Source organism: Psychrobacillus sp. NPDC093180, assembly GCF_044754065.1.
In the GTDB taxonomy this organism is placed as follows: domain Bacteria; phylum Bacillota; class Bacilli; order Bacillales_A; family Planococcaceae; genus Psychrobacillus.
Genome location: NZ_JBIVOJ010000005.1, coordinates 268,246 through 282,804, shown reverse-complemented (window position 1 = coordinate 282,804; position 14,559 = coordinate 268,246). Strand labels below are relative to the sequence as shown.

General features: G+C 33.8%; 14 protein-coding genes and 1 tRNA gene. 3 read left to right on the top strand and 12 right to left on the bottom strand.

Annotation, left to right across the window (positions count from 1 at the left end; translation table 11 throughout):
- On the bottom strand, positions 1-1,501 hold a 1,501-nt coding region (gene ltrA, locus ACIP9W_RS10045), incomplete at its 3' end, for a group II intron reverse transcriptase/maturase (protein WP_400788748.1).
- Between the two features lie 989 nt (positions 1,502-2,490).
- Complete coding sequence (locus ACIP9W_RS10040; RefSeq protein WP_400788746.1) at positions 2,491-3,105, bottom strand: DUF6241 domain-containing protein; 615 nt, start codon at positions 3,103-3,105, stop codon at positions 2,491-2,493.
- Between the two features lie 379 nt (positions 3,106-3,484).
- On the opposite strand from ACIP9W_RS10040, the gene ACIP9W_RS10035 reads away from it, so the two are divergent.
- Entirely contained in the window at positions 3,485-4,003 is a 519-nt protein-coding gene (locus ACIP9W_RS10035) for a sigma-70 family RNA polymerase sigma factor (RefSeq protein ID WP_400788743.1), read from the top strand.
- Positions 3,996-4,652: a hypothetical protein gene (locus ACIP9W_RS10030; protein WP_400788740.1), complete on the top strand. Its 657-nt coding sequence runs from the start codon at positions 3,996-3,998 to the stop codon at positions 4,650-4,652. The genes ACIP9W_RS10035 and ACIP9W_RS10030 overlap by 8 nt, the downstream gene beginning before the upstream one ends.
- A 97-nt stretch (positions 4,653-4,749) precedes the next feature.
- On the opposite strand, the gene ACIP9W_RS10025 is transcribed toward ACIP9W_RS10030, so the two are convergent.
- The gene (locus ACIP9W_RS10025) at positions 4,750-5,025 is read right to left on the bottom strand and encodes a YesK family protein (RefSeq protein WP_400788737.1); all 276 of its coding nucleotides are present in this window, start codon (positions 5,023-5,025) and stop codon (positions 4,750-4,752) included.
- A 236-nt stretch (positions 5,026-5,261) separates the two neighbouring features.
- Here ACIP9W_RS10025 and ACIP9W_RS10020 point away from each other — a divergent pair.
- Positions 5,262-5,333: transfer RNA gene (locus ACIP9W_RS10020), tRNA-Asn, on the top strand.
- A 138-nt stretch (positions 5,334-5,471) separates the two neighbouring features.
- Here the strand turns inward: ACIP9W_RS10020 and ACIP9W_RS10015 are convergent.
- The 9 genes from ACIP9W_RS10015 to ACIP9W_RS09975 form a co-directional block, all read right to left on the bottom strand.
- Positions 5,472-7,676, bottom strand: a complete 2,205-nt coding sequence (locus ACIP9W_RS10015) for a peptidoglycan D,D-transpeptidase FtsI family protein (RefSeq protein ID WP_400788734.1) — start codon at positions 7,674-7,676, stop codon at positions 5,472-5,474.
- Positions 7,677-8,272: 596 nt separating this feature from the next.
- Entirely contained in the window at positions 8,273-8,833 is a 561-nt protein-coding gene (locus ACIP9W_RS10010; protein ID WP_400788731.1) for a hypothetical protein, read from the bottom strand.
- Positions 8,834-9,546: 713 nt separating this feature from the next.
- The gene (locus ACIP9W_RS10005) at positions 9,547-10,170 is read right to left on the bottom strand and encodes a hypothetical protein (protein ID WP_400788728.1); all 624 of its coding nucleotides are present in this window, start codon (positions 10,168-10,170) and stop codon (positions 9,547-9,549) included.
- A gap of 531 nt (positions 10,171-10,701) precedes the next feature.
- Positions 10,702-11,178, bottom strand: coding sequence for a hypothetical protein (locus ACIP9W_RS10000; protein WP_400788725.1), 477 nt, complete (start codon positions 11,176-11,178; stop codon positions 10,702-10,704).
- 154 nt (positions 11,179-11,332) lie between these two features.
- Entirely contained in the window at positions 11,333-11,773 is a 441-nt protein-coding gene (locus tag ACIP9W_RS09995; protein ID WP_400788722.1) for a hypothetical protein, read from the bottom strand.
- Positions 11,774-12,223: 450 nt separating this feature from the next.
- Complete coding sequence (locus ACIP9W_RS09990; RefSeq protein WP_400788719.1) at positions 12,224-12,925, bottom strand: hypothetical protein; 702 nt, start codon at positions 12,923-12,925, stop codon at positions 12,224-12,226.
- Positions 12,906-13,436: an RNA polymerase sigma factor gene (locus ACIP9W_RS09985; RefSeq protein WP_400788716.1), complete on the bottom strand. Its 531-nt coding sequence runs from the start codon at positions 13,434-13,436 to the stop codon at positions 12,906-12,908. Before ACIP9W_RS09985 ends, ACIP9W_RS09990 begins: the two co-directional genes overlap by 20 nt.
- A gap of 238 nt (positions 13,437-13,674) precedes the next feature.
- Positions 13,675-14,094, bottom strand: coding sequence for a DUF4367 domain-containing protein (locus tag ACIP9W_RS09980; RefSeq protein WP_400788713.1), 420 nt, complete (start codon positions 14,092-14,094; stop codon positions 13,675-13,677).
- Positions 14,095-14,297: 203 nt separating this feature from the next.
- Positions 14,298-14,540, bottom strand: a complete 243-nt coding sequence (locus ACIP9W_RS09975) for a hypothetical protein (RefSeq protein ID WP_400788710.1) — start codon at positions 14,538-14,540, stop codon at positions 14,298-14,300.
- Positions 14,541-14,559 lie beyond the last annotated feature (19 nt).

Genomic DNA, 14,559 nt, shown 5'->3' with positions numbered 1-14,559 from the left:
TACTGTACCTACTAATCCGATTATCCATATATTCGACACTTCGTGTCGGTATTTTTGATTCCATTAACAATACTATTTCCTGTCTTATGTCTTTAATCAACCGTGTGGTTATTTGTACTCGACCTTCTTGGGTAAATGGGGTTATACTTTGAGTAAAAGCAATTACATTTTTTGTTTTGATTATCCCAAGAGGGAAGAGATATACCCCGGCGATTTTATACGTTTTAGAGCCTAAGCCATAGAACTTTTTATAGACAGGTGGCGGGTTGTTAGGATGTTCATATTTACCGATAGGTTTAAGACGATTGTACATAGATGCACCTATTTCGTAGGCAAGTCGTGAGAACGCTAAGTTGACGTGAGTAGCTCTATTAAAATAATTGTGTAACCCTAAGACAAAACTATTAAAGCGCATGGCATTTTGAGTAGTTGGCGATGTTCGAAGTATTTCTAATCGTTTCTTTGCATCCGCCTTAATTTTTTTCATCTTTTCAGCTTTGACAAACGTATGTGCCACTCGCTTTTTTCCTTTACGATTGGCACGTATTGTGAAGCCAAGAAAAGCAGACTCATTCTTGCGCAGATTAATAATCTTCGATTTTTCTGGTGAAATATCAAGTTTTAAACGTTCTTTTAGATAAAGCTTAACCGCATGATACCACTTTTCAGCAGTTTTCCAATCTCGACAGATGATTTTAAAGTCATCAGCATACCTAACTATGTAGCCTTCTTTTAAGTGTGTACGATTCTTTGCAAGAAGTTGACCCCTAGTCTTTAAGTTTTTATGGAGGGGGAATAGCTCCCATTGATTCGCTACCCATTGGTCCAATTCATTCAGCACAATGTTAGACAATAAAGGCGAAAGTAATCCGCCTTGTGGAGAACCTTTTGTTGGGATACCTTTACCATCCACTTCTGCTTTTAACATTTTGGATATACAGGCTATAACTTGTCTATCCCGGATACCTAAATTCCATAGCTGCTTAATTAGTAAGGTATGATTGATATTATCAAAGAACCCTTTGATATCAATGTCTACAACGTAATGGAGTTTCGACCGGTTAACTAGAAATTGAATTCTTGCCATTGCATGATGAGTAGACCGCAAAGGTCTAAATCCATAACTGTGATTATAAAAATGAGCCTCAGCAATCGGTTCTAACACTTGTTTAAAGCACTGTTGTATGATTCTATCCAGAATACATGGAATACCTAAAGGTCGCATCTTGCCATTGTCTTTTTCGATTAGTTTACGTCTAACTTTCTTTGGACGATAATTTTTAAGCTTACTTTGTATTTCTTCTACTAATTCGTTCTCTGATCGTTTCTCTATGTCTACAATAGTTTTACCATCTGTTCCAGGGGTCTTCGACCCTTTATTTGACTTGATTGTACGATACGCTAATAAAATATTGTTCCTCGACGTGATGATGTCGTATAGCAGATGGAATGATTCTTTATTTTTTGCTCGTTGATGTAAGTCTGTAAAGGTGTCTGTCATCCCATAATAATCCCAATATCGGAGAGCTTGCACTGTGGCATCATTCCTCTTTGAAGTGATGTTCCCACGTTCTTACCCGACCGGTGCAATGCACAGTTGAAAAATAATTGTTACGTATCGCTAGACTTGGGGCTGTTCCTCCATCTTCATTACAGAGACTTCACAGGTCGTACCCCTACCCTCATAAGGACAAATGCATTTCGCCAAATCGCTTATAGCAACCGTTTCGGGTGACAGCCCTTGAGTCAACGTTCCTTACTTTCCAAGTCCCTTATAACCTAGCTATCTTTTTCTAAACTTAGGTGCTTCCTGTAAGCCTGTGAGCTGGATACCGCCATTGTTCGGTATAGCGTGTTTCATAGAAGCAATTTTTACTCCACGTCACTCACCCCATCGTTGGATGGTACACAAGTTTCCTTATGTTCTAACTTTAGACCCGTACATCCGGAAGTTCGTCTGTTCTTTTCCACAAGAAAATTCTCACCATATTTAGTTTTTCAGCCATCCGGCATATCCATTGGCATACCTTTTCCGTAGGGAGTGGCTTCAGCCTTTGTTCTGCCGACTTTACCTGAGCTTCAGACCCCACAATCTGTCCATTATGACGCATGCAGGAAACTTAATGGGATAGTTTCAAAATACATGGTTTTGTCATTCCTATCCTCGGTTATAAAGTTAGGATTTCCGAAGAAATCCCTTGTTTTTTCACACATTAGTGCTTATAACAAAACTTGTCGCGCTGCCCCGTTAGTTTAAGTACATTTCTTCACAAACTCTATAAATTAAAAGAGTTATTCTCCAATTGTATATCTCCTAAGAAGTTTGAAGTTCTTTTTGAACTAATTAATACGGCAGTTTAGTTGAAAATCCTTTTTATTAATTGTAGTTTAAAGGTTTGAATAAACTGTGTTCTATTATGCTCTTTGTTATCTGCAATAGTTATTATTACATGAAAACCTAACTGCCAATTACCATCTAATACCCAAAATTTAATTCCGTTTTTCTGTCGAACCAAAGACTTCATCTACCTCTTTACCGAAAACATGGAATATGTAGTATATTTCTTGTTCTTCTGTAGCGATACCTGTCGCTAAACCTGCTAAACTACCAGTTTTCGTCCCTTGAATATGCATCAAAACATTATGATCGTCGTCAACTGTTGAAAAATCACCTTTTTTCCATCGTTTTAATATATCTAAATATTCTTGATAATACTTATATTTGTCTTTATTTTCTTCTACCATCTGTATCAAAATGTCGATTCTTTCTGTTGTTATCATAATCGAACCTTCTTTTTCCTCAGCAATAATCTTTTGGTGCGCCATTTGTTGAATCACATCTTCCACTAGATTGTCAACAAATGGTTCATTTCCACTTGTCCATTCATCAATCATCTTGGAATGAGTAGTACTTTCCCCACCAAAGGACGAATCCACTGTCGATACAAACTCTCTTTTATCATCTTCTTTTAAACTGCTATCTAATTCATTTTCAATAATTTTAGAAGTTTCTTTTTCATAGTTCTTTTCCACAATAAAATACGTGCCACCTATACTTAACAAAGCTGTTAAGACAACAAGACCTAAAATTCTAATCCACTTCATCTTTTTACCACCTTTATTAATATTTACCCCAAAAGTAACATATGGACTTCACCTTGTAAACGATAGAAAAAAAATGGTTTCCCGACATTACGGTTTGCTAAAATACGAGTCACATTTCTGATAATAGGTTAAAAATTCATCCTCTACCATATCCTCAGCAGCCAACCAATCCAAATATAATCAGTATATTCTATCATAACTTTTTGAAATTATTGCTTTAACAAAATACGATTCATCTAACACTCCCCTATCCTTCCTTATGACTAAATGGACGATTTATCTCTATATTATGTTTTCAATTTCTTGAATTTTTTTAAAAAATCCAAACCTTATTAATTTGGTAATCGTTTAATATATAACAACGAAAGGAGTTATGATCTTGCTAACTATTCATGACTTAAAGGAGTTAATGCTTCAATATACAGAATCCTTAATACGCTTGGCTTATTACTACGTGAAGGATCTACAGGCGGCAGAGGACATTGTACAAGAAGTATTCATAAAGTTTTATCATATGCAGAATTCTTATGAAGAACGTGGAGAGTTAAAGGCTTATTTAACAAAAATGACTGTCAATAAAAGCAAGGATTATTTAAAAAGCTGGGCCTATAGAAAAATCCAACTACAGAACAAATTTTTTTCAACAGTAGGGAAAAGAAATGCAGACGAACTGGTTAGAAAAGACGAGCAAGCAATAATTGGCGAAGCGATTTTAGAATTACCCTTAAAACAGCGAGAAGTTCTCATTTATTTCTATTTTAACGAAATGACGATTACAGAGGTGGCTCATCTTTTATCTATTCCAGAAAGTACAGTTAAAACCCGATTGAGGCGCGGGAAAGAACTATTAAGAAATCAACTGAAAGGAATAGAATGGGAGGTACTTTTAAATGAATAACTTTATTCCTGAAGAAGTGAAGGATTTAACAAGCAGTAAACAACGAGTCATGAGAAATGTAGTGAATGAATTAGAAAATAATACAAAAAAATCAAAACTTAATTGGCGTTATATAGTGATTACGGCTGTTTTAGCCATCAGCACAATGCTGTTTGTCTTCAACGAAATCTGGTTAGAAAATGAACAACAATCAGCTACCGATCTACAATTAGATTTAACCAAACCCACATTTTCAGAAGAACAAGGGTTTCTATATCTTAATGGAGTAACACTAGGTGACTCTCAATCAACAGTAATAGAACGTTTAGGTGCAAATTATACAGTTTATGATCACGAGGATGGTAGTGGGGCAGACTTCATATTGGATTATGATGGTGTTGCGAGATTTTATTTTTATCAAGACAAATTAGATTCAATAATATTCTTGAACGTAGATGAAGGTTACTTTGACAAGTTATTTAATGATTACAATGGTTTTAAATTTCTTACACCAACAACTAATAATGATCGTTATTTCTATTCTAAGGAGACTGGTCAGCTATTGAAAGCAACGACCATACCTGACGGAAGCCTTTATTTATATCTTATGCACGGTGGTCAGGATCTCCTAGAAAATCCAGAGTTCCCCAAAATAGAACAGATTAAATGAGGTTTATGAACAAAAAGTATGAACGATAAAAATAAGGAAGCTCCCTAGATAGTAGGTGCTTCCTTACTTGTATTATTTTTTAAATAAGATGTAATTCTTATAAATTTGAACTGCTTAAGAGATCTCCAATAACAGTACCTATCCAGATGCCTACTAAAATAGTAATCATAAATAAACCCAGTCCCATACCTTCCCAACCACCAACTCCGAATACGCTATAAATAATCACACCTATACAAATCAGACTTAATACAGTAGAGGTAGAAAATAAAGACTTTCTTGAAACCTTACGGGACATAACAAACATCCCAATTACAAACACAATTCCGCTAAGCAATATAGGAGTCCATCCATCTAACAACACAGCATCCATTGAATCCCCCTGTCATTCGTTAATTTTGAATACAAGTTTAACAACATACTTCAACTTTCTTAGAACAATATAGTGGGTAAGTATCCATTTTATCTTTTGTTATGATATACAATTTAAAATTTGCAGTTCGCATTATGGTCGGTTTATATTAGTTGTTTTTTTGACTATCTTTTCGTGTAAGGTTGTATATTTTATAAACACTTAGTTCATAATAAGCTTTGTAAGATATCTACTATTCCGAAGTAGCTCAGCGGTAGAGCAACCGGCTGTTAACCGGTTGGTCGTAGGTTCGAGTCCTACCTCCGGAGTTGTTAACTAAAAATGGTTGATCGTGTATATTTCACGATCAATCATTTTTTATTAATCCACCATTTTATTGCCGTATCATATTCTTTTACCACAATTTTTGAGACAATTGTATCTTACACTAGCTTGTTTTTGGAGAGTTATTCCTCTATTTCTTCTTCATCTATTTTCGCATTTGTAAATGCTGGTTTTATCAGTGAAGCTGAAGTGGAATTATTTACAGACGTCGCATTGTTTTTTTGCTTAATCTCAAAATATTTATCGACAAGTCTTCGTGCTAAAGGCGTAGAAAAATTTGTTTTGTATGATGACTCCAACGAAGCGTGTGGGATAACGAGTGCGTATGCTATTTCGGGATTATCGTATGGCGCAAAACCGACATGGGTTAAGTTTACAGTACTAAATGATTCCCACAATTCTGCATCAAAGTAACTAGCTTGAGCTGTGCCTGTTTTTCCTCCCCCAGTAAATGGAGCGCTTCCAAAGGCTTTATAAGCAGTTCCTTTTCGACTAAAATATACAAGTCTCATACCTTGACGAACACGTTCGATTTCTTCACGTGAGTTATCTACTGTGTTTAATATAGTTGGCGTAATTTCTTTTACTACGTTACCAAGCTGGATGCCATCCTCAGAAGGCTCTCTAATTTCCTTGACTACATGAGGTTGAATTCTATTCCCACCATTAGCAAGCGTAGAAACAAATTGGGCTAATTGCAATGTAGTGTACGTATCAAACTGTCCAATGCTTAAATCCAGCAGCTTACCATCTTCAAATCCACCTGTCTTTCCGCTCACTTCTCCAGGCAAATCTATACCTGTTAATGCTCCGAGTCCAAGTTGAGCATAACCACTTCTCATTTTAAGGAATGCATCTGTCCCAAAATTAATAGGCTGGTTTGGTCTATAAGTACTGCCGGCAACTCCATATGCCGTTTTAAACATATATACGTTGGAAGATAGCTCTAGCGCTTGTAAGTCGTTGATTCGAACACTTCCTAATCGGTTAAATACAGAGCTTTTTGGTTGCGAATCCTTTATTCGGATCGGTTCATCAACCAATGAGCCTCCGATTGGATATACACCCTCACGATAACCTGTAAGTACGGTACCTGGCTTTACAGTGGATCCCACTTCATATGCATTTGTAAATGCACCAAATGCGTAGTCATCTATTTCTTTTGCACCCGTTTCTTCATTTTTTCCAATTCGCTTACCTACTAGTGAAAGTACCTCTCCTGTATAAGGATCCATCATGATAAAATAAGCATTCTGCAAATAATGACCACCACTGTTTTTACTAAATTTAAGTAGTTCTTCTGCTAGTATTTCTTCATGCGCCAATTGAATTTCACTGTCCATTGTTAACACTAAATCTCTTCCAGGTTTACCTTCGTAAACTGTCTGAATATCTTTAACTCTTCCTTTTCCATCCGTAATATTAGTGACCACACTTTTTTGACCTTGGAGCACTTCCTCATATTGTTGTTCTATATAACTTGTACCTACACGGTCATTTCGAGAATAGCCTCTGGATAGAAAATAATCTAATCGATCTTTTGGAATACCTGCTTTTGGCAATGTAGTTGTGCCCAATATAGCTAGTGAAGAAGTTTTTACTCTTCTCCAATCGGTTGTCGTATTAACTCCCTCTAATTCACCCAGCCTTTCTGAGACTCGTGCAAATTCTTCCACTGTTACCTCTTCTTTTACGTCATCTCCTTTAATAATTTGAGGAGATAGTGCATATCCAGAGGCCATTTCTCTAAATATAGCAATTATTTCTAATTCTTCTGGATTAAAAGAATTCAGCTGTTCTTCCGTAATTCGACTTCGAGTCAAACGGTCGATTGCTCTATTCCTCTCTGTTTTATCTAATTTATCATCTGCTTCTATCGCTTTACGCTCTTTATCCGTCACCAACTTAAGGGCTTCTTTTGGATATTTTTTCAACCAAAAATCTTGCAAATCACTCTTGGTAATATTGTTTGGTTTCTTTTCTATTAAAACGCTTAATTTTTCTGCAATCTTATACATTTCTTTGGACTTCGTTGTTTGCATTTTTGTATACGTTATAGCTCGTAATGGAAGATTATCAACCATAATCCGTCCTTCACTATCGAAAATTCGACCACGGGGTACACTAGTATTTACCGGGAATTCTTCACCTTGGGCCAATTTACTTGTATACTCTTCCCCTTTAACGATTTGTAAATAGCCTAATCTTAGTATTAGCACTGTAAAAAGTATAAATATCGAGAAAAACAGTATGTTCATACGAAATGTAATAGTTGAACGTTGTTTCACCTTCACACTTTGTGCACGTTTATTGGGAATTTTTCGCATGGAATCACCTTCTTTCTTTCATAATTTTCTCATGCACCGTCCCTAAAGAAGCAAGTACTGCAGCAGTAGTTGTTTCAATACTATCTACTAAAAAACTAGAATAGAGCCTTGTAATTATAGGAGTGTATTACTTCCTGTTTTCTTTGGTAACTTGCAATGAATTCGCTAACCAAAAAAGTATTGTAATAATTGCAATAACAAATATATTAGGCTCTATATCTGAAATAATCGTATACAAAATCAAAAAACCAAGAAACATATTCATGCTACTAATATTTGTACTTGTAAAAAGTTTAGAGAAAACTTTCAATTACAACACTCCTTCTAGTGATTTACTTGTTGTCTTTAAAATTTTATTGAACTAACCTATTGCTTTAGCGTATTATCTAGTGCCCTTGCAAATGAAAAATCCTCGTAAACTCTCGCAATTGTCCATTCAATAATTATTATTAAATTATTGATCCTTAAGTAAATTCACCCCAAATCATATGTATTGTTATGTGCACCCCTTCTTCAAGTAACCTGAACAGTAGTTTAATAAGAAAAAATGCTTTACTCCTTTTGAAGTAAAGCAATAGTTGGTTGAGAAAGGAATATTATTTGCCTGTTTTACTTGCGGTTTCACTGATAATTAAACTAAGTTTCAATCGGCTTAACCATTTTTCAGTATCACTAATAATCCTTGAGATTCCATTCGTTTCTTCGTGATATTCCAAGCCTTCCACAGGTCGATAGTCTATGTCTAACTTTGCTATTCTAAATGCAATCATTGCCCATTCAGCATCTGTCATTTTTTCTTTGGAATAACTGTTTATGTATTCAGCACTTTCCCTTGAAAAAGAACAAGAACCAGCTGTAATATCAACTTGTTTTCCTAGTTCTAAAGAACAGATATTATTTGTAATTTTTTCTGTTGCAATCCATTCGACAGGGTGTGTTTGCATTGCTCTTTCGGTACGACCTAAAATTTGATAATCATGATTTGGAATGTCTAATACAACATTTTTTAATTCCTCTAAGTGGTTCTTTCCCCAAGTTAATATTCGATCAAAATCACAATAATGATAATATTGACCTTTACCAGTGAGACCAAAATCTAAAACATTTCTACGTGCCTGTGCTGCCCCTTCTTTAGGAATTATTTTAACGTTAAACATGCTAATTTCCATTTCCTTAATTAATTCAATTGACGACTCTTCACTAATCGCGATGAACAGCTCCGAATAAATACCTTCAAATTCTATTTGTAACTCATTGAATGCCTTTTCTTTCCAGTGGGATCGTGGGTAACCGTCAATAGATCTATTTTAGACACGATTTACCCCTCCCACATTTTTCGATACTAACTACCCTACAAACCTGTTCCAGTACTTTTATTCAATTAGCTGCTCCCATACATTAATACGTTTGAATTCAATTAAGGTTTCAATATTATTGGGAATTTTTCAAAATTTTTGACGAATAAAAGAACTTTGAAATGATGGTCTTGTTTAACTTAAGCCCGCGTTAATTCAACAAAGCTATATCCATTAGATATACAAGTGATGGTTAAATGAGGCTGTTTTCGTAAAGATTGTTGTTTTTGAATAGACATATTAGTAGAATATTTTTGGTTCCGCATTAATAGATTTAATATATAACAAATAAGGGAGGAATAGGTCTGAAAAAGGGAGCAATAGCTATAGTAGTAATCCTCATCATATTAAACATAATGTACTTTCTAACAACATCTTCTCCCTCATAGCGATTGCCTTTTTATGGAGGCAATTTTTTATACATGTCTAATTATTTCAGTCTGCTGTTGTTTATTAAAATTTCAATTGGTTAGATGTAGTTTCACCACCGTCGAACCTAAAATCTAATATATAGATCAAAATTCTTCAGACCAGCTTTCAACTTGATTATGGTACATAATATTTACAGTTGCATGTTCTATATTTAATTCATGCTGTAGATAATCAATTAAAGATAGAAACATTTCTTCGTTTATTTCTTCTTTTTTGTTATTTAAGTTGACATTAAGTGCAGGTATGCCTTCTATATCATCCGAAGGTGTAAATGCTATCCCCTGTGTTTCTCCGAATTTTTCATTTATATAACTTTTAACTTTCGGGGTAACTTGTTCAATGAATTTTGTTGCTTCTTGAATAGAGATATCATCTTCTACTTTTTTGGTAAATCTGTTTTCATAAACCATGAACGATTTTTGTGTTTCTTTATTTATAATTATTGCAGCATAATCGAAATTACCGTGCTGCTCCCCAACATCATAAAGGACATACGAAAATTCGTAATCCATGTTTGGATATTCTGTTTGTAGGTATTGTTTTGCTTGAGCCGTTATCTTTTCCTCTTCTTTTTTATCGGTGACTAATGACTCCCTAAATTCACCGAGAAGCCAGAAAGCTCCAACTACTAATCCAACTACTAGGAACAAGAATATTCCTGTAACTATCACAACGAGTTTTGGCCAATATTTTTTTCGCTGATCCATCTTTACACTTCCTCGTTTACTTTAATAGTTCAAATAAGAAAGTATACCTCTTAACTTCAGCCTCTCTTTTAAACATTCAATAAATAATTTACGATTGAACATTCTATTAGTTTCAGAATATTATACTTTTTCTTGAACTATCCTACTGGTAATTGCTTATCCAACTAAACTGTCGCGTTAGTTTAATTGTTTAACTATGCAATTCTTCGTAAGGCTGCTGTATGATTGGTATCATTTATGACTATAACTTGTACAATTGAAAAAGAACAAAGTAGGTGATCGTAGTGTGTGGAAGATTTACACTTTTTACGTGATGGCTATTGGACATCGATTATCCTGCATAATCACCCTTTAAAAGATGAATGGGTTATATGCTAGTGCTGATAAAATTTACGAAGAGAGTAGATAAATTTAAAATATACAGATTTAAAAAACAAGTTCGAATATGAACTTGCTTTTTATTACTATTTAAACTCTTGCATTAAAAATGTTCATTTGTAATTCATAGTTGATATAAACAAGGTCATTTAGTTACAACTCAAAGCTATTTACCTGATGTGCCAAACTATCTGAGAATTCATTGATTTGTTCCATATTAACTTTTAGACATAATGCAGGACCATTCCCTGTTGCTCTTGAATGATTCATTTCGCCTGCATCTAAAACAAAAATTAATGTATATTGACACTCACTTACAGACTCTTTATCAGGAACTAGAAAACCGTGTGTAGGATAGTAATAAGTGCCAAAATGAGGGATGTGGTAAATACACAATCCTGGATCTTTATGCTCTAGCATGCTTAAATGCGTATTATTAAGTTGTTTTAAATCACCTAACATTTCAAGAAAATCTTCTTTCAAACATCTTATTCTTCTGGAATGAACAGTAGGGAAAATGTGACCAGAACGGAAACATATATGGAAAACTACACTTTGTTCAGTAACTGACTCTATATTTAGTTCAACTTCACAAATAGGATCTTTTGGGTCATCTTTTAATATAACCATTAATAAATCTCCTTCTTCCATTTGATTTTGTAAAATGATAAGATACAGCTAGAATCCATAGTAAAACATACCATGGAATCTGGAGTTAAGTTTAGAAATAGCTTCGTATAAAGCTAAAAAAGCTCTAGGATTGTTCCACAGCTCTAATCTACTTTCATTTTACATTAATATCAAAAACGAAATTTTCTTTTCCTCTATCCCAAATTGTATGAAGTTCATAAATATAATACCCCTCTTTAGATGGCGCGGTTATTTTATTATCTTTAATTTCAACATTATCAATTGACCCATCTTCATTCAGTTTAGTTACCGTAATGGAAGTAGGATTCTTATCAATTTCAAATTTTAATATATCTCCTTTTTCTACTTCTAGTGTTTTGAAATAATCAACTAATTCATATACATCGGGAGAACTTTGTGTCTTAATTTCAATGTCGCCTTCTTTCCATTCGTAATTACTTTGAATCATTAAATAGGATGCGTCATCTACAATAATTTTACCTTCTGGTTGACTAAGCGTTCTGGAGGAACTATTGCATCCAGCCAAAACCACAGCAATCAATATGGCGAAAATGGGAAAAATTATTTTATTCATTCAACACTCTCCTTTTCCAAGCTTAGAGTCTCCTCCAAGTTTTGCCCTATATTATTATTAACTATCTCTTCCTGACATCTTATTATATCTGCTTCTTAAATTATCTAACCGGCGGCGTTAGTTCAATAAAGAAAATGTCTGACTCCTTCTTGAAGTAAAGCACCATTAGTTGAAAAAGGTCTCATTTTTTAGATTTCCTAATTAATATTAAAGGAATAATAATTTACCCTTGAAATTCCCTAAAATATATTCTTAAAATCTCGTCCATCCCCATCCAATGAATGAGATAAGGGTTGATGCAACTAAGAAGTGAAATTTATGAAAATAAATCTTGATTCAAGAAACAATATAAATATAATCACAACACTTGTGCCCAAAGATAAGTGGACGAATAGAATAGATTTAATGTTTTTTTCTAAAAGAGCATACCTGTCCATAGATATATCAAACTTAATTTATTGAGATAACTCCACCCGTAATTGTTATAAAGTTTGCATTAGCCCCGATTATACAAATTATATATTCCCCATCCTCATCTACTTCAAAAGAGGTTATCAGTTTATCAGTAACGGGTTCCGAAAAAGTCTCTGTATATTTCCCATCTAATATATATCCAACTACAGTATGACTGAAGCCATCAGGTATCATGGATAAATCTATCTCAACATAATCTCCTTTTTTTAAATGCAAACCATTATTTTTTCTATTTAATAAAAAAAGATCCCCATTGTGTAAATCCATATTCTCTTTGAAATAATAACTATTTGGGGATTCCTCTTTCAAAGCAACGTCAACTTTATTAAAACTATTCAGAAAGTCATTATTTTCTATTTCTGTTTTTAATTCTGCTTGTGTTGCGAAATTTTCATTAATCTCAACTTCTGTTGGTTCAAATATCTCATTACTACCTGACACTTTATTTTCGGCTTGCTTCATTGTATCTAATGGCTGTATAGCAAGAAAAATTATAACGGCTACTATTAAAATGACAGTGATAGTATTATATTGCCAAACTCGATTATTTTTAAGAACTTTTTTGGGGATTGTAACTGTATTCTCTAATATTTTTTTTCTTAATATATTTTTGGATTTGTGTGTTATCTTTAATTCTTGTTCTAAATCACTAAATTGTTCATCTAAAAAAGTTCTCATAGGTAAACCCTCCATCTAATAATTCATTTTTAAGTGCAGCTAAAGCTCTTTTTAAAGTCATTTTCACTTTACTTTCAGACCAGTTTAAAATGATAGATGATTCCTCCGTAGAGAATTCTTTTAATTTCCTCAAAATGATCACATGTTTGTAAGAAGGTTTTAATTGTTGAATGGCCCTATATAATTGTTCAGTTTGATCATTCATTACTACGATTTGTTCAGGTATTGGCTTGTAATCTTTTTCTGTTTTTGTAATATCCAAATAATGTTGTAAAGGATGTTTTTTTCGAAAATGGTCATTTGTCACATTAAAAGCAATAGAGAATAACCACGTTTTCACCGTCGATTTCTGTTCAAATTTATGTTGATTTTTATAAGCTTTTATAAAAGTTTCCTGCGTTAAGTCTTCTGCATGTTGATAGTCTTTCAATATTAATAGTATGTAGGTTAAAACGGATTCACCGTATTGATCAAACCATTTAGCTAATTCTTCTTGTTCCAAAATGTTCACCCCTTTTTATATACTTAGACGTAAATTAAAATGAAAACGTCACGTTTTACTTCAAGATTTAAATTTCCACAAAAAAAGAACGTTAATCCATTATTAGATTAACGCCTCTAGCCCTTTAAGATATCAAGAACTCCAACACTACTTTATTGAACTATCATGCCGCTTTAGTTCAATAAGAAAAAAGTCCACATAGGCAGCTCAATGTTCTTTAAGTAAAGGACCCGTTAGTTGAAAAACGTTATCTCATTGACCTTGCAATTTCTACCATTTGTTCTTTGGATAATCTGGAACTATTCATTTCTACAGAAGTACCATCTTGAATCCAATTAAGTAAGCCACCTGTGATGGTGTCTCCATTTTTATCAAATTCACCACTGTCTCCCCATTCCTGAAAATAACCTTTGTTTCCGTTTATATCAACTTGCTGATGATAAGGAAAATCGTCATCGAATAATCGAAATCCTTTTCTTAAATCAATGACGACCATCAACTTTGAGTCCTTGCTATCCATATAATGTAGCATTATCCAAGGGGAAGTTTTGGTATCTAATGTCCAATCATCAGGAATCTTTTTTGGACTTAAAACGTTAAAGTCAACTTCTTCCTGTATTTCGGATATGGTTTTGCTATCATGATTATACTTTAATTCTTTTGCCATAATTATCATTGGGTAACAATTTAACAGGATTAAGACAATTACTAAACGTATCAGTTTTCTACCTCCATTCTGTTCGAAAATTCATGTATTAGTATTTCCTACTTTTCACTTCTTATTAAACAATCTTATTCTTTAGTTCAATAGAAAAAAAGCCTTACCCCTTCTTGAAGTAAAGCAGCCGGTAGTTGAAGTTCCTCAGTATTTTATTCTCTTTTTGAAACCCCAATAACTATTAGTATTAACCCAATTAAGAAAAAGAACCAGACAAAAAAGTTATCAAAAAAACCAGGGTAATTCATCATACCAGATGTTGAAATTCCCGCAGAAGCGAATCCAGCATCAGTAACAGCAACAGACAATCTTTCAGCAATTCTTTCAGCAGTAAAGAATATACCACTGAGTGAAATACATATCGCTCCTATAATTCTATAAACATTTTGTGTCATACTATTTCCCCCTTGATTT